The sequence below is a fragment of the Brachybacterium subflavum genome, from assembly GCF_009299795.1.
GTDB lineage: Bacteria > Actinomycetota > Actinomycetes > Actinomycetales > Dermabacteraceae > Brachybacterium > Brachybacterium subflavum.
Genome location: NZ_VIGP01000003.1, coordinates 141,006 through 156,295 on the forward strand (window position 1 = coordinate 141,006; position 15,290 = coordinate 156,295).

Consider the following 15,290-nt stretch of genomic DNA (forward strand, 5'->3'; position numbering starts at 1 on the left):
TCGCGCGCCGCTTCCTCGCGGGTGCGGTCAATCGCCGGCGGGCAGCAGTGCGGCGAGCGGCTCGACGTGGGCGAGGATCCGCTCGCGCAGCCCGTCGGCCCGCGCCGCGAGCTCCCGCTGACGCCGCTGGTACTCGGCCTTCCCGTCGGCTGTCTCGATCGGGACGACCCCGTACCCGAGGGGACGCACGTCGTACGGACTCGCCTCCATGTCCAGCACTCGCGTCGCCCGGGCGTGCTCGAAGCAGTCGAGCACCAGGTCGGAGGGCACGAGCGGCACGAGCTTCATCGCCCACTTGTACAGGTCCATGCCCACGTGCAGGCAGGCGGGATTGTCGCGCCGCACCTGCGTGCCGCGCGTGGGCGTCATCGAGTTGCGCGGCACGGCGTCCTTCGTGAAGAAGCGGAACGCGTCCACGTGCGAGCACACCAGGCGCTCGCGCTCCACGACCTCGTCCGTCTCCTCCCGTCCCAGCCGCAGCGGCAGGTCCTCGTGGCGCTGCGCTCCCTCGGGAAGTCGGTAGACCATGGCCCACTCGTGCAGCCCGAAGCATGCGAAGTTCGGACGGCGCTCGCGCAGCGAGGAGGAGCGGAGCAGGCGCGTCATGAACCCGAGGGCGTCCGCGCGCTCATCCAGATACCGGCCCACATCCGCCCGGCGCAGGACCGGCGCGCCGAGGTCGTGATCGCCGTACCGGTCGGCGCGCTGGTCCGCGTACCAGGATCGTGCCCCGTCGTGGACGTCGCCGACCGTCCCCTCGTCGGCCCCCGGATCGGCCCGGGCGTCGTAGGCGACCTCCCATCCCGGATGCCAGCGCCGCAGACGAGCGGGGGAGAAGGGGTAATAGGTGAACAGGAAGTCCTCGACCGGGTGCTTCTCCCCGCGTCGGCGGCGCGCCCTGTGCCCGGCGGTCAGGGCGTCGGCCCGCTCCTGGTGCGCCCGTCGCTGCGCACATGCCTGGTCGGCCGTCAGCACCTCGCGCGGTGCGGGGACCCTCACCGCCCCGGCTGCATCGGCGATCTCGTGCGCGCGATCGTCGGCGGAGCCGTGGCGCGCGGCGGGGGAGTCGGACGACGGAGGGGGCACGCTCCCAGTGTGGCAGGCGCCCCGGGGCGCGGGATCCGCCGTGCGCCCGGGAGCGCGGCGGACCCGCCCGTTCCGTCGGCCCTAGACTGGGAGCCATGCGCATCGCCCGATACACCACCGGTGACGACCCCAGCTTCGGCATCGTCCAGGAGAAGGACGGCACGGAGTACGTCTACGGCATCACCGGAGACCCCCTGTACACCGAGATCCGGCCCAGCGGGAAGCGGCATCCGCTCGCCGACGTGCGCCTGCTGGCACCGGTGATCCCGCGCTCGAAGGTGGTGTGCGTCGGCAAGAACTACGCCGCGCACGCCGCGGAGATGGGCACCGAGGTCCCCGAGCAGGCGCTCTACTTCCTCAAGCCCAACACCGCCGTCATCGGCCCAGACGAGCCCATCGTCCTGCCCGCCTACAGCACCGAGGTCAGCCTCGAGGCCGAGCTAGCCGTCGTCATCCAGCGCATGGCCAAGGACATCGACGCCGAGCAGGCCTCCGACGTGATCCTGGGATACACCTGCGCGAACGACCTCACCGCCCGCGACGCCCAGCGCGCCGAGAACCAGTGGTTCCGCGCCAAGGCCTTCGACACCTCCTGCCCGCTCGGACCCTGGATCGAGACCGACGTCGACCCCGCGGCCCTCGCGATCGGCTCGACGGTCGACGGGGACCTCGCGCAGGACGGCACCACCGCCGACATGCTCCGCAGCGTGCCCGAGCTGGTCGCGGAGATCTCCCGCGTGACCACCCTGCTGCCCGGCGACGTCATCCTCACCGGCACGCCCGCGGGCGTGCGCTCGGTGGGCGCGGGGAGCGTCATCGACGTGACCATCGAGGGAGTCGGCACGCTCACCAACCCCGTCGTCCGCCGCTGATCGGGCGGCGGGCAGCGCCCGTCCCGCCCCGTCGGCCCGCTTACGCCCTCGCACCCGCACCCGCCCGACCCCACCCGTCCGCCGCCCCGCGGCATCCCGAAGGAGACCATCCGCGTGACCCACGCCCCCGCCACCGCACCGACCACAGAGGCCACCGGCGCCGACATCCGCGTGCGCTTCTGCCCGAGCCCCACCGGCACGCCGCACGTGGGCATGGTCCGCACCGCCCTGTACAACTGGGCGCACGCGCGCCGCCACGGCGGCTCGCTCATCTTCCGCATCGAGGACACGGACGCCGCGCGCGACAGCGAGGAGTCCTACCACCAGCTGCTCGACGCGATGCGCTGGCTCGGCATCGACTGGGACGAGGGCGTCGAGGTGGGCGGGCCCGACGGCCCCTACCGCCAGTCCCAGCGCGGCGAGATCTACGAGGGTGTGATCGCCAAGCTCAAGGACGCCGGCGTCATCTACGAGTCCTACTCGAGCGCCGAGGAGACCAAGGCGCGCCACCTCGCCGCCGGGCGCGACCCGCAGCTGGGCTACGACGGCTTCGACCGCGACCTCACCGAGGAGCAGAAGGCCGCCTACCGCGCCGAGGGCCGCCAGCCGGTGTGGCGCCTGCGCATGCCCGACGAGGACATCACCTTCGAGGACATGGTGCGCGGCGAGATCACCTTCAAGGCAGGGTCGACCCCGGACTTCGTGGTGGTGCGCGGGAACGGCCAGCCGCTGTACACGCTGGTCAATCCCGTGGACGACGCCCTCATGGGCGTCACCCACGTGCTGCGGGGCGAGGACCTGCTGTCCTCGACGCCCCGCCAGATCGCCCTGTACCGCGCGCTCATCGAGGTGGGCGTCGCGACCGCGATCCCGCGCTTCGGACACCTCCCGTACGTGCTCGGCGAGGGCAACAAGAAGCTCTCCAAGCGCGACCCCGAGTCCAACCTCTTCAACTACCGCGACCAGGGATTCCTGCCCGAGGGCATGGTGAACTACCTGGCGCTCCTCGGCTGGGGCTTCAGCGCCGACCAGGACGTCTTCACGCGCGAGCAGATGGTCGAGCGCTTCGACGCGAGCGACGTGAACCCGAACCCCGCGCACGTGGACTTCAAGAAGGCCACTGCCATCAACGCGGACCACATGCGCCTGCTGGATCCGGTCGAGTTCACCGAGCGCATGGTCCCGTACCTGCAGAAGGCCGGCGTCGTCTCGGACCCGATCACCGAGCACGAGCACGAGCTGCTCGCCGCGGCGACCCCGCTGGTCCAGCCGCGCATGAACCTGCTCGGCGAGGCCCCGGACATGCTCCGCTTCCTCTTCCTCGACGACGCGGACCTCACCATCGCCGAGGACGCCCTGAAGAAGATGGGCGAGGATCCCGCCGCGGTCGTGGACCGTGCGATCACGGAGGTCGAGGCGATCTCCGAGGAGGACTTCACCGCCGCCCGCCTCGAGGAGGCGCTGCGCGCCGCGATCGTGGAGGACATGGGCATCAAGCCGCGTCTCGCCTTCGGGCCGCTGCGCTCCGCGATCTCCGGCCGACGCATCTCGCCGCCGCTGTTCGAGTCCATGGAGCTGCTGGGTCGCGACTCCTCCCTCGCCCGGCTGCGCGCGGGCCGCGAGGTCTTCGCCGGGCTCGCCTGAGCGTCAGGTTCCGTGGGCGTCGGGGGCAGATGCGGAGTGAGTGGTGAGGGTGAGAGCTCGGCGGGCGCGGAGGAGCGGAGTGCGTCGGCCGACGGGCCGGCTCCCGCTCCGACGCATCTCTCCGAGCACCTGGCAGGGGTCGAGGCCGTGCTCCTGGACATCGACCACACGCTCGTCGACACGGCCTCCGCCTTCGCCCGCGCCCTCGGCCGGTCTCTGATCCCGATGCTGAGGGCGCGGCACGGCGCGTCCACGCGGGCTCGGGGCTCGGAGCTCGCCTCGGGCTCCGACGATCACGCGACGGGCTCCGACGATCACGCGACGGGCTCCGACGATCACGCGACGGGCGTCGACGACCGGGCGGCGTGCATCGACGACCGGGCCATCATCGCGCGCTGGTCGGCCGATCCGGGGGACCACTACCGCTCCTACACGCGGGGCGAGGTCCCCTACGCCGTCCAGCGCCACGCCCGGATCGACGAGATCGCGCACTGGCTGGGCCTCGCCTCCTTCTCGGACACCGAGTACGAGGCGTTCGCCCGCGCCTTCGACGCGGACTTGATCCCCGCGTGCACGGCCTTCGAGGATGCCCGACCCGCCGTGCTCGCACTGCGCGAGGCCGGGGTGGCGGTGGGAGCGGTGTCGAACGCGTCCCGCTCCCTGCAGGAGCGCAAGCTCGAGTCCGCGGGGCTCGCGGACGTCGTCCCGCTGCTCGTGACCGTAGAGACCTTCGGCGTCGGCAAGCCCGATCCGCGCGTATTCCGCGAGGGCGCCCGCCTGCTCGACGTCGATCCCGCACGCGCCGCGTACGTGGGCGACGAGCCCGACGTGGACGCGCAGGCCGCAGCACTCGCAGGCCTTCGTGGCGTGCTTCTCAGGCGCCCCGGCGACGAACGGTGCCTCGGGCACCGAGAACCAGGCGTTGACCAGCGCAGATACTGCGAGGTGGGAGACCTCACAGGGGTCGCGGCCGCGATCGCTTTGCCGACGGGCACGCGGACCGGGTAATGTTCTATCTCGTTGCGGCACCCGCACCGCGGACCCCGGTCCTCGGAAAGGTGCTCTGACCTTGGGGTATGGTGTAATCGGCAACACGACGGTTTCTGGTACCGTTATTCTAGGTTCGAGTCCTGGTACCCCAGCGCTTCACCCTCGTTCAGGCGAGGAGTTCGAAGTCCGCGCCCCGTTCGTCTAGCGGCCCAGGACGTCGCCCTCTCACGGCGGTAACACCGGTTCAAATCCGGTACGGGGTACCAGCAGATCCTCTGATCTGCGGCAGGTCCAGCACCTGCCTCGCGGTCCTCGGGATCGCACCTCGGAATCATGGTCTGCACGTCGGGCCATCGCTCCGGACCGTCGATCCTCGGATCGGCAGCCGGTCTCCGGATCGGCGCAGGCCCCGTTCGTCTAGCGGCCCAGGACGTCGCCCTCTCACGGCGGTAACACCGGTTCAAATCCGGTACGGGGTACCAGCAGGACAGAAGGAGCCGGCATCCACGCGGATGTCGGCTCCTTCTGCGTGGGGTGGGTGCGCCCGGCGGGCCGGTCTTCCAGCTCCTGCTCGCGCCCCAGCTGCTGCTCGCGCTTCCGCTGCTGCTTGCGCTTCCGCTGCTGCTCGCGCCCCCGCGTCACGCGACGGCCCCCAGCGGACACGTACGTCATATATTGCGCGGATGTCGCGCATAGGCCGCTCCGTGACGCGGGCGCTCCGGAACGGACCTCCGGAGGCGGCCCCGGCCCGGGCCCGGGCCCGCCGCCGGCGTCAGCCGCCCGCGCGGCGCAGGACCTCACTGAGGTGGTTGGCGGAGCTGATCACCGCGGCGGCGTGCAGGCGGCCGGGCTGCCGGGTGATGCGCTCGAGCGGGCCCGAGACGCTCAGGGCCGCGATCACGCGACCGCCCGGTCCGCGCACCGGCGCCGAGACGGAGCCGACGCCCGCTTCGCGCTCACCGATGGACTGCGCCCAGCCCCGGCGCCTGACCGCGGAGAGCATGGTCGCGGTGAAGCGGGCGCCGTGCAGGCCCCTGTGCAGGCGGTCCGGCTCCTCCCAGGCCAGCAGGATCTGGGCGGCCGACCCGGCCTTCATCGTCAGGGTGGACCCGAGCGGTACGGAGTCGCGCAGGCCGATGGGCGGCTCGGCGCTCGCCACGCAGATGCGGTGGTCGCCCTGGCGGCGGTAGAGCTGGGCGGACTCGCCCGTGTGGTCGCGCAGCGCGGTGAGCACGGGGCCCGCGGCGGCGAGCAGACGGTCCTCGCCCGCGGCGGCGGAGAGCTCCCCGAGGCGGGGCCCCAGGATGAAACGACCCTGCATGTCGCGCGCCACCAGGCGATGATGCTCCAGTGCCACCGCGAGGCGATGGGCCGTGGGGCGGGCCAGTCCCGTGGACTGGACGAGCTGGGCGAGGGTCGCAGGGCCTGCTTCGAGGGCGCCGAGGACGGTCGCGGCCTTGTCGAGCACGCCGACGCCGCTCCCGCCCTCCTCCGTGGTGGTGTCCATGCTCCGATATTGCCGTCTTATTTGTTGAGACGCAAGTGCGCAGCACCAATTCCCTCGCGACGATTGCTGTGTTCCGGCCGAGCACCGGTGCGCGCGACGCCCCCGTCGGCCCTGGCCGTCGGGCCCGTCGGCCCCGCACCGAGCCCGCACCAGAGGCCGACCCGGCATCGCGCCGGACCTCATCCGGCGCGGACGCCGGATGATCACGAGGGAAGGAAGAGGAGCCATGGCGAGCACGCTCGCGGAGAAGGTGTGGAAGGACCATGTGGTGCGCCGGGGAGAGAACGGCGAGCCCGACCTGCTCTACATCGACCTCCAGCTCCTCCATGAGGTGACTAGCCCCCAGGCCTTCGACGGACTGCGCCAGGAGGGCCGCGAGCTGCGCCGCGTGGACCAGACGATCGCGACCGAGGACCACAACACCCCCACGGTCGATATCGACAAGCCGATCGCGGACATCACCTCCCGCACCCAGATCGACACCCTGCGCCGCAACGCCGAGGAGTTCGGCGTGCGCATCCACTCCCTGGGCGACAAGGAGCAGGGGATCGTGCACGTCGTCGGCCCGCAGCTGGGCCTGACGATGCCGGGCATCACCGTCGTCTGCGGCGACTCGCACACCTCCACGCACGGCGCCTTCGGGGCCCTGGCCTTCGGCATCGGCACCAGCGAGGTCGAGCACGTGATGGCGACCCAGACGCTGCCTCTGGCCCCGTTCAAGACCATGGCGATCACCGTCGAGGGCACGCTCAAGCCCGGCGTGAGCGCCAAGGACATCATCCTGGCGGTCATCGCGAAGATCGGCACCGGCGGCGGCGCCGGCTATGTGCTCGAGTATCGTGGCGAGGCCATCCGCTCGCTCTCGATGGAGGGCCGGATGACGATCTGCAACATGTCGATCGAGGCCGGCGCCCGCGCGGGCATGGTGGCCCCGGACGAGACCACTTTCGAGTACGTCAAGGGCCGTCCCCATGCCCCGGAGGGCGAGCTGTGGGACGAGGCCGTCGAGTACTGGAGGTCGCTGCGCACCGACGAGGGCGCGGCCTTCGACGCGGAGGTCGTCATCGACGCCGACGAGCTCGAGCCGTTCGTCACCTGGGGCACCAACCCCGGGCAGGGTCTGCCGCTGTCCGCGGCGGTGCCCGCGCCCGAGGACTTCACCGACGACACCTCGCGCGCGAGCGCCGAGAGCGCCCTGCAGTACATGGATCTGGTCCCCGGCACGCCGCTCAAGGACATCCGCGTGGACACCGTGTTCATGGGCTCGTGCACGAACTCGCGCATCGAGGACCTGCGGGCCTTCGTCGACGTCATCCGCGGTCGCAGCAAGGACCCGGACGTGCGCGTGATGGTGGTTCCCGGCTCGGCCCGCGTGAAGCTGCAGGCCGAGCAGGAGGGTCTGGACCGGGAGATCCTGGCCTTCGGCGCCGAGTGGCGCCAGGCCGGCTGCTCCATGTGCCTGGGCATGAACCCCGACCAGCTCGCGCCGGGGGAGCGCTGCGCCTCGACCTCCAACCGCAACTTCGAGGGCAGGCAGGGCAAGGGCGGACGCACCCACCTGGTCTCCCCGGTGGTCGCCGCCGCGACCGCCGTGCGCGGGACCCTGAGCTCCCCGTCGGATCTCGATCCCGTCGACCCCGCGGCCGAGCCGCCCCGCGCCGAGCGGATCCCGCTCCCGGGCGGGCTCCGCATCGCCTGAGCGCGAGCAGGAGCCCCCTCGGCCGACGGCGCACGAGCGATCACGCACATCTTTCAGGGAGAACAACCATGGAGAAGTTCACCACCCACACGGGCGTCGGCGTCCCGCTGCGCCGCAGCAACGTCGACACCGACCAGATCATCCCCGCCGTCTACCTCAAGCGGGTCACCAAGACCGGCTTCGACGACGGCCTCTTCGTCAACTGGCGCAAGGACCCCGACTTCATCCTGAACCAGGAGCCCTATGCCCACGGCTCGGTGCTCGTGGCCGGCTCCGACTTCGGCACCGGGTCCTCCCGCGAGCACGCCGTCTGGGCGCTGCGGGACTACGGCTTCAAGGCCGTGCTCTCGAGCCGGTTCGCCGAGATCTTCCGCGGCAACGCGGGCAAGCAGGGCCTGGTCGCGGCCAAGCTCTCGCAGGACGACATCGAGCAGATCTGGAAGATCCTCGAGGAGGCGCCCGGCACGCAGATCACCGTCGACCTCGAGAACCAGCAGGTCCATGCGGCCGACGCGACGTTCCGCTTCGAGGTCGACGACTACACCCGCTGGCGCCTCATGGAGGGCCTGGACGACGTGGGCCTGACCCTGCGCCACGAGGCGGACATCTCCGCGTTCGAGGCGGAGCGCCCGCGCTGGATGCCCAAGACGCTGCCCGCGCGCAGCGTCGACTGACCTCCGGAGCCCTCGCCCTCCGGGGGTGAAGAGGACCATTCCGGCCGCTCGGACGGCGGGTGCGGCATCCCGCGCCCCCGGGCCGACGTCCAGCCCCGCCACATCGCCCTCCGGTACTCTGTGGGAATCGGAGGACGGACCCCGCCCGGGGGTCCCCGGAACGCTTCAAGGACGATATGACCTCGACATTCCACGTGCGCGGAGGGCGCCCGCTGACCGGTGACATCACCGTGCGCGGCGCCAAGAACCTCGTCTCCAAGGCGATGGTGGCGGCGCTGCTGGGCGAGGAGCCCAGCCTGCTGCGCTCCGTGCCCGACATCCGCGACGTGCAGATCGTCGCGGAGCTGCTCAAGGTCCACGGCGTGAAGCTCGAGCGGGACGTCGAGGCGGGCCTGATCCGCATGGACCCCTCGAACGTCGAGCGCGCGCACGCCACCGAGATCGACGCGCACGCGGGCAGCTCGCGGATCCCGATCCTGTTCTGCGGTCCGCTGCTGCACCGCCTGGGCGAGGCGATCATCCCCGACCTGGGCGGCTGCCGCATCGGCGACCGGCCCATCAACTACCACCTCGACGTGCTGCGCGAGTTCGGCGCGCACGTCGACAAGCGCGAGCTGGGCATCCACATCACCGCGCCGAACGGGCTCAAGGGCACGAAGATCCACCTCGAGTACCCGAGCGTCGGCGCGACCGAGCAGGTGCTTCTCACGGCCGTGCGAGCCGAGGGCCTCACCGAGCTCACCAACGCCGCCGTGGAGCCGGAGATCGAGGACCTCATCGCCGTCCTGCAGAAGATGGGCGCGCTCATCACGCTGCAGACCGACCGCACGATCACCATCGAGGGCGTCGAGCGCCTCGGCGGCTACGAGCACGTGGCGATCCCGGACCGCATCGAGGCGGCCAGCTGGGCGTGCGCGGCGCTCGTGACCAAGGGCGACGTCTTCGTGCGCAACGCCCAGCAGAAGCCGATGTCCACGTTCCTCAACGTGTTCCGCCGGATCGGCGGCGGGCTCGACATCACCGAGGAGGGCATCCGCTTCTTCCGGCCCGACGAGCCGCTGCGCTCGATCGCCATGGAGACGGACGTCCACCCCGGGTTCATGACGGACTGGCAGCAGCCGCTCGTCGTCGCGCTCACCCAGGCCGAGGGCATCTCGATCGTCCACGAGACGGTCTATGAGAACCGCCTCGGGTTCACCCGGGCGCTGAACGACATGGGTGCGCGCATCCAGGTCTATCGCGAGTGCCTGGGCGGCTCGAGCTGCCGCTTCGGCTGGCGCAACTTCAACCACTCGGCCGTGATCTCCGGGCCCAAGAAGCTGCACGGGGCCGACATCACCGTGCCCGACCTGCGCGGCGGGTTCTCGTACCTCATCGCCGCGCTCGGCGCCGAGGGAGTCAGCTCGATCCACGGCATCGACCTCATCGACCGCGGCTACGAGGCCTTCCGCGACAAGCTCACGGCGCTGGGCGCCGAGTACTGGGAGGACTGAGAGGACGCATGAGCGAGCAGCACGACGACATCCTCGAGGGCACGACCGTGGACCGCGCGTCCGCGGATCGGGCGACAGCGGATCGCTCGACCGCGGACCGCGCGTCCGAGGATCGCGGCGACGGGGTGACGAGCGCGGCGGCGAGCTCGCTCGCGCTGCGTGACATCCCCGTGCCCGACTACTGCGATGTGGTGATCGTCCCCACCCGCGGGGTCGATGTCGAGGACCCGCGCGTGTGGGCGGAGGCGATCTTCTCCCACGAGAACACTCCGCTGGGCACGCGCGGCCTGCGCGCCCTGCGCGACGAGGCCGTGCGCCTGTTCGACATGGTTCCGCCGCCCGAGAAGCAGTACGTGACCGACGAGGTCCGCGGCAGCGAGGCGCTCATCAAGGACGACGACCAGAACCTCTCGGTGCGGATCGGGGTGGCGCTCCTGCCCGGCGGTGAGCTGCTGCAGGTCACCACAGCCGTGAAGTACCGCTCGGTCCGAGGCCGCATCGCCTTCGCACCGCGGCGCATGATGCACGCGGCCGCCGTGAACGCGCTGGCGCGCCGTGCACCGGCGACCGTGCGCCGCCGTGCGCTCGGCCCGCGCACCACCGGCCCCCGCACCGTCACCGACCGTGCGCCCCGTCGGGCCCTGGGCCGCGGCAGGTTCCTGGGCCGATGACCCGCATCGCCGTGCTCGGCGCCGGCAGCTGGGGCAGCACCTTCTCGCTGGTCCTGGCCGACGCCGGCTGCGAAGTCGTCCTCTGGGCGCGGCGCGAGGAGACCGCCCGCGGGATCCGCGATCACGGGACCAACCCCGCGTATCTCGGCGACGTCCGCCTGCCCGGCGCCGTCACCGCCACCTCCGCGATCGGCGAGTCGCTCGACGGGGTCGACGGGGTGGTCCTGGCCCTGCCCGCTCAGAGCCTCCGCGAGAACCTCTCCGCCTGGCGCGCGGGAGGCGGCGCGCTGCCCGCAGTGCCCGTGCTCTCCCTCGCCAAGGGCATCGAGCGCGGCACCGACCTGCGCATGAGCCAGGTGATCGCCGAGGCCGGAGGCGTCGATCCGCAGCGCATCGCTGTGCTCTCCGGTCCGAACCTCGCCGTGGAGATCGCCCGGCGCCAGCCGTGCGCGAGCGTCATCGCCGCGCACGACGAGCAGCTCGCGCGCACGGTCGCGACCTGGTGCGCCGCACCCTCCTTCCGCCCGTACACCTCGCAGGACGTCATCGGCGTCGAGGTCGCCGGAGCGGTCAAGAACGTCATCGCGATCGCCGTCGGCGCCGCCGCGGGGCTCGGCTACGGCGACAACGCCCGGGCGAGCCTCATCACGCGCGGGCTCGCCGAGATCACCCGCCTCGGCGTCGCCGTGGGCGGGCAGGCGGGCACCTTCGCGGGGCTCGCGGGGATGGGCGATCTCGTCGCCACCTGCGCGTCCCCGCTCTCGCGGAACCACCGCCTGGGCCATGCGCTGGGCCGTGGGCTGGACGTCGACGCGGCGGCGCTCGAGGTGGGCCAGACCGCCGAGGGCGTGGCCACCGCGCGCGCCGTGGACGAGACCGCCCGCAGGCTCGGGATCGACATGCCGATCACCCGCGGCGTCGTCGACGTCGTCGATCACGGGGTCCCGATCGAGCAGGTCACCACGGCGTTGCTCGCACGCTCCGTGCGACCCGAGTGACTACTCTCGACCCCATGACCTCCACCATCGCGCTCCTGTTCGGCGGCCGCTCCGGCGAGCACGGCATCTCCTGCGTGACCGCGGGCGGCATCCTCGGCGCGATCGACCGCGAGCGGTACGACGTCGTCGCGATCGGCATCACCCGCCAGGGGCGCTGGCTGCACGTCAGCGACGACCCCGCCGACTGGCAGCTGCACGGGGCGACCCCGCCCGAGGTCCCGGCCGACGGGGACGAGGTGCTCCTGCCCGCTGTCACGAAGACCCCCGGCGCACCGCTGCCGCTGCGCGTGGTCCGCGACGGCCGCGTGGAGCCTCTCGCGGAGGTCGACGCGGTGCTCCCCCTGCTGCACGGCCCCTACGGCGAGGACGGCACGGTCCAGGGCGCCCTCGACCTGCTCGACATCCCCTACGTGGGCAGCGGCGTCCTCGCCTCTGCCACCTGCATGGACAAGACGGCCACGAAGGCCGCCCTCGACGCCGCGGGCATCGCGTCGGCCCCGTCCATCAGCGTCCACGAGGACGAGTGGGCGCAGCGGGCCGGGGAGGTCACCGAGAGCGTGCGCGAGCGCCTCGCCGCCCCGTGGTTCGTCAAGCCCGCCCGCGCCGGCTCGAGCCTCGGCGTCTCCAAGGTGAGCGACCCCGCGCAGCTCGAGCACGCCGTGAAGACCGCCTTCGCCGAAGACCCGCTGATCCTCATCGAGGAGGGCGTGACCGGCCGGGAGGTCGAGTGCGGAGTGCTCCAGGGCCGCGGCGGCGACGCTCCGCGCACCACCGCGCCCGGCGAGGTCATCGTGGGCGACGACCTGGACTTCTACGACTACGAGTCGAAGTACTTCGGCAAGGGGACCGTGAGCATCCAGGTGCCCGCGGCCCTTCCGGAGGGCGCCGCAGACCGCGTGCGCGAGGTCGCCGCGCGCGCCTTCACCGCACTGCGCCTCGAGGGCCTGGGCCGCGTGGACGTCTTCGTGACCGGGACCGGCGAGGTCGTGGTCAACGAGGTCAACACGATGCCCGGCTTCACGCCGTCCTCGATGTTCCCCGTGCTCTGGGAGAACATGGGCATGGACTACACGAGCCTCATCAGCGACCTGCTCGAGCAGGCGCGGACCCGCCGCATCGGTCTGCGCTGAGGTGCCGCGAAGCCGAAGGGACCGAGGGCCGGAGGGAGCCCGGGGACCGTGGGGCGGAGAAGACCGAGGGGACTACTGGACGTCGTCGGCGCCGAGGCAGTGGCGCTCGGCGGGAATCGACGTCACCAGGTCGGTGAGGTCCAATGCCGCGGCCGAGGCCTGGTCGCCGACGACCTCGCGCGGCACCGTGAGGTCGATCGCCGGGGTGCGTCCGTAGGTCGTGAACCGCACGATCCCGTCCGACGAGCCGTCCTCGTCGATGATCCAGTCGACGTCGGTGCCGTCGGCGTCGGTGAGGGTCGTGCACATCTGCGTGGTCGGTCCCGGGGGAGTGACGCCGCAGCGCAGCACGATCGCCTCGTCGCCGCTGCCCCAGGCGAGAGTGCCCTGGCTGCTGGTCGCGTGGCGCGACTGCCCTTCGAGCTGCTCCGGCGCGTCCTGCACGATCTGCGCGCACGCCGGATCCGCGGCGTCCTCGCCCGCGGGCACGCGCACCGTGGCGCACGCCGAGCAGCCGAGCACCAGCGCACCGGCGAGCAGGGCGGGGAGCGCGGGGAGGCGGGGCAGAGCGCGACGCATCCCCCGAGGATATCGGGCCTGACCTCGGGCAGACTGGGGGCATGACGCACATCGAGCACCTCACCGAGTCCGGCCTGCTGGAGCGGATCACGCCTGGACTCGCCCAGGGCTCCGACGTCGAGCTGGGTCCCGGGGACGACGCGGCCGTGGTGCGTCTGGCCTCCCCGCGGCTGGTCATCACGACCGACACCCTCACCGAGGGGCACGACTTCCTGCTGCCCGCGACCCGGCCGGAATGGATCGGTCACAAGGCCGCGGTGCAGAACCTCGCCGACGTGGCCGCGATGGGCGCGCGCCCGCAGGCCGTCGTCGTCTCGGTCTCCGCTCCGCGCGAGACGCCCGCGGAGCTGCTCGAGGGCATCAGCCGCGGTCTCGCCGAGCGGTGCGCACGCGAGGGCGTGAGCGTCGTGGGCGGTGACCTCGGCGCGGCCGACGCGCTCTCGATCACCGTCACCGCGGTCGGGGCGCTCCCGGAGGGGCAGGCGCCGGTCCGTCGGGACGGAGCCCGGCCCGACCAGGTGCTCGCGCTCGGCAGCCCTCTGATCGGCCGCTCCGCCGCCGGCCTCGCACTGGTCCTCGCGGGCATGGGGGAGGCGCTGGCCGGAGATCGTGGGGCCGACGGGGACGACGGCGCCGACGGCGCCCGGAGCCCCGACGTGACCCCTGCCGCCCTCGTGGCCTGGCACGACGCACCCGACCCCGAGATCTCCCTGGGCTGGACGGCATGCCCCGGGCGCGCTCGGGCCATGCTCGACGTGTCCGACGGACTCGCCCGCGACGGCGGCCGCATCGCACGGGCGAGCGGCGTCGTCCTCGACCTGGACGGCTCCGTGCTGGCGACCGATGCCGACGCTCTCGCACCGGCCGCGGGTCTCCTCACCGATCGCGCCGACCCGTGGCAGTGGGTGCTGGGCGGCGGGGAGGAGCATGCCCTCCTCGCGACCTTCGAGCAGGGCGAGGTCCCCCCGGGGTTCCGGCGGATCGGCCGCGTGCGCGCCCTCGCGCCGGGGGAGGAGAGCGGAGTGGTGCTCGACGGCACAGTGCTCGCGGATCTCGGCTTCGATCACTTCGGATAGGCTCACCTCACCACGGACCGATCGTCGGCCCGAAGAACCGAGGAGGCCACCGCCCATGGCGTTCACCGACGCCCGCCGCTTCCGCGGGCACCATCTCGCGCGCGTGGCACGCACCGCGCAGGTCAGCCCGCACATGATCCGCGTGACCCTCGAGGGCGAGGACATCACCACGATCCCCGCCCACGGCTTCGACCAGTGGGTGCGGCTCTTCCTGCCGCACCCCGAGCGCGGGACCGACTATTCGCGCGTGCCCGAGGGCTTCGGCCTCGCCGGGGCGCTGAAGTACCTCACCACGAGCTCGGGGAAGCGTCCGCCCGTGCGCAGCTACACGATCCGGGAGCTGCGCGCCGAGGACGGAGAGCTCGACATCGACTTCGTCTCCCACGGCGACGAGGGGATCGCCGGTCCCTGGGCGCGCCGAGCGCGCGAGGGCGAACAGGTGATGATGATCGACCAGGGACGCGGATTCGACATCCTGGCCGACGCCGCCTCCGTGCTGCTCGTCGGCGAGGAGTCCGCGCTGCCCGCGATCCTCGGCATCCTGCGCGACCTTCCGCGCAGCACGAGCGGCACCGCGATCCTCGAGACCCCCGAGGCGGCCGACGAGCAGCCCCACGAGGCCCCGGAGAACATGGAGGTGCGCTGGATCCCGCGCCCCCACCCGCACGACCGTCCCGGCGTGCTCGCCCTCGAGGCGCTGCGCGAGCTGCGACCGGCGCGCGGCGCCGAGCTGCAGGCATACCTCGCCGGAGAGCAGGCGCTCGTGGCCGAGGGACGCCGCCACCTGGTCGCGCACGACGTGCCCAAGAAGCGCATCGAGTTCACCGGCTACTGGCGGTTCGGCAAGGCCGCCCTCTGACCCGTCGGCGGC

14 protein-coding genes and 3 tRNA genes are annotated in these 15,290 nt (G+C 72.3%); 14 read left to right on the plus strand and 3 right to left on the minus strand.

The features are described from left to right. Nucleotides 1-27 precede the first annotated feature (27 nt). Nucleotides 28-999 (minus strand): 3-methyladenine DNA glycosylase, encoded by a 972-nt coding sequence (locus FHG10_RS07680; RefSeq protein ID WP_406565158.1) that lies wholly within the window; start codon nucleotides 997-999, stop codon nucleotides 28-30. Between the two features lie 182 nt (nucleotides 1,000-1,181). On the opposite strand from FHG10_RS07680, the gene FHG10_RS07685 reads away from it, so the two are divergent. The 6 genes from FHG10_RS07685 (at nucleotide 1,182) to FHG10_RS07710 (ending at nucleotide 5,074) form a co-directional block, all read left to right on the plus strand. Next, the gene (locus tag FHG10_RS07685; protein WP_152352759.1) at nucleotides 1,182-1,958 is read left to right on the plus strand and encodes a fumarylacetoacetate hydrolase family protein; all 777 of its coding nucleotides are present in this window, start codon (nucleotides 1,182-1,184) and stop codon (nucleotides 1,956-1,958) included. A 114-nt stretch (nucleotides 1,959-2,072) separates the two neighbouring features. Beyond that, a complete protein-coding gene (gene gltX, locus FHG10_RS07690) occupies nucleotides 2,073-3,602 on the plus strand; it encodes a glutamate--tRNA ligase (RefSeq protein WP_152352760.1) in 1,530 nt (509 codons plus the stop codon). Between the two features lie 36 nt (nucleotides 3,603-3,638). Next, complete coding sequence (locus FHG10_RS07695) at nucleotides 3,639-4,610, plus strand: HAD family hydrolase (protein ID WP_193636232.1); 972 nt, start codon at nucleotides 3,639-3,641, stop codon at nucleotides 4,608-4,610. Between the two features lie 62 nt (nucleotides 4,611-4,672). Then, nucleotides 4,673-4,744 (plus strand) — tRNA-Gln (locus tag FHG10_RS07700). 38 nt (nucleotides 4,745-4,782) lie between these two features. Further along, nucleotides 4,783-4,858 (plus strand) — tRNA-Glu (locus FHG10_RS07705). A 140-nt stretch (nucleotides 4,859-4,998) separates the two neighbouring features. Beyond that, nucleotides 4,999-5,074 (plus strand) — tRNA-Glu (locus FHG10_RS07710). Between the two features lie 290 nt (nucleotides 5,075-5,364). Here FHG10_RS07710 and FHG10_RS07715 read toward each other — a convergent pair. Beyond that, complete coding sequence (locus FHG10_RS07715) at nucleotides 5,365-6,099, minus strand: IclR family transcriptional regulator (protein ID WP_152352762.1); 735 nt, start codon at nucleotides 6,097-6,099, stop codon at nucleotides 5,365-5,367. A 226-nt stretch (nucleotides 6,100-6,325) separates the two neighbouring features. Between FHG10_RS07715 and leuC the strand changes: the two genes are divergently transcribed. The 6 genes from leuC to FHG10_RS07745 all read left to right on the plus strand — a co-directional run bounded on the left by leuC (nucleotide 6,326) and on the right by FHG10_RS07745 (nucleotide 12,764). Beyond that, nucleotides 6,326-7,798, plus strand: a complete 1,473-nt coding sequence (gene leuC / locus FHG10_RS07720; RefSeq protein ID WP_227488110.1) for a 3-isopropylmalate dehydratase large subunit — start codon at nucleotides 6,326-6,328, stop codon at nucleotides 7,796-7,798. 68 nt (nucleotides 7,799-7,866) lie between these two features. Next, complete coding sequence (leuD, locus tag FHG10_RS07725; protein WP_152352763.1) at nucleotides 7,867-8,472, plus strand: 3-isopropylmalate dehydratase small subunit; 606 nt, start codon at nucleotides 7,867-7,869, stop codon at nucleotides 8,470-8,472. 176 nt (nucleotides 8,473-8,648) lie between these two features. Beyond that, nucleotides 8,649-9,965, plus strand: coding sequence for a UDP-N-acetylglucosamine 1-carboxyvinyltransferase (gene murA / locus FHG10_RS07730; protein WP_152352764.1), 1,317 nt, complete (start codon nucleotides 8,649-8,651; stop codon nucleotides 9,963-9,965). Nucleotides 9,966-9,973: 8 nt separating this feature from the next. Beyond that, a complete protein-coding gene (locus FHG10_RS07735) occupies nucleotides 9,974-10,636 on the plus strand; it encodes a DUF2867 domain-containing protein (protein WP_152352765.1) in 663 nt (220 codons plus the stop codon). Then, entirely contained in the window at nucleotides 10,633-11,634 is a 1,002-nt protein-coding gene (locus FHG10_RS07740) for an NAD(P)H-dependent glycerol-3-phosphate dehydrogenase (RefSeq protein WP_152352766.1), read from the plus strand. The genes FHG10_RS07735 and FHG10_RS07740 overlap by 4 nt, the downstream gene beginning before the upstream one ends. Nucleotides 11,635-11,648: 14 nt before the next feature. Beyond that, on the plus strand, nucleotides 11,649-12,764 hold the full coding sequence (locus FHG10_RS07745; protein WP_152352767.1) for a D-alanine--D-alanine ligase family protein: 1,116 nt from the start codon (nucleotides 11,649-11,651) through the stop codon (nucleotides 12,762-12,764). A gap of 72 nt (nucleotides 12,765-12,836) precedes the next feature. Here FHG10_RS07745 and FHG10_RS07750 read toward each other — a convergent pair whose 3' ends face one another. Further along, nucleotides 12,837-13,343, minus strand: coding sequence for a DUF3515 family protein (locus tag FHG10_RS07750; protein WP_152352768.1), 507 nt, complete (start codon nucleotides 13,341-13,343; stop codon nucleotides 12,837-12,839). A 41-nt stretch (nucleotides 13,344-13,384) separates the two neighbouring features. On the opposite strand from FHG10_RS07750, the gene thiL reads away from it, so the two are divergent. Both thiL and FHG10_RS07760 read left to right on the plus strand, forming a co-directional pair. Continuing rightward, nucleotides 13,385-14,419, plus strand: coding sequence for a thiamine-phosphate kinase (thiL, locus tag FHG10_RS07755; RefSeq protein ID WP_152352769.1), 1,035 nt, complete (start codon nucleotides 13,385-13,387; stop codon nucleotides 14,417-14,419). A 55-nt stretch (nucleotides 14,420-14,474) separates the two neighbouring features. Continuing rightward, nucleotides 14,475-15,278 carry a siderophore-interacting protein gene (locus tag FHG10_RS07760; RefSeq protein WP_152352770.1) on the plus strand — a complete coding sequence of 268 codons (804 nt, stop codon included), beginning with the start codon at nucleotides 14,475-14,477 and terminating at the stop codon, nucleotides 15,276-15,278. The last annotated feature ends 12 nt before the right edge of the window (nucleotides 15,279-15,290 follow it).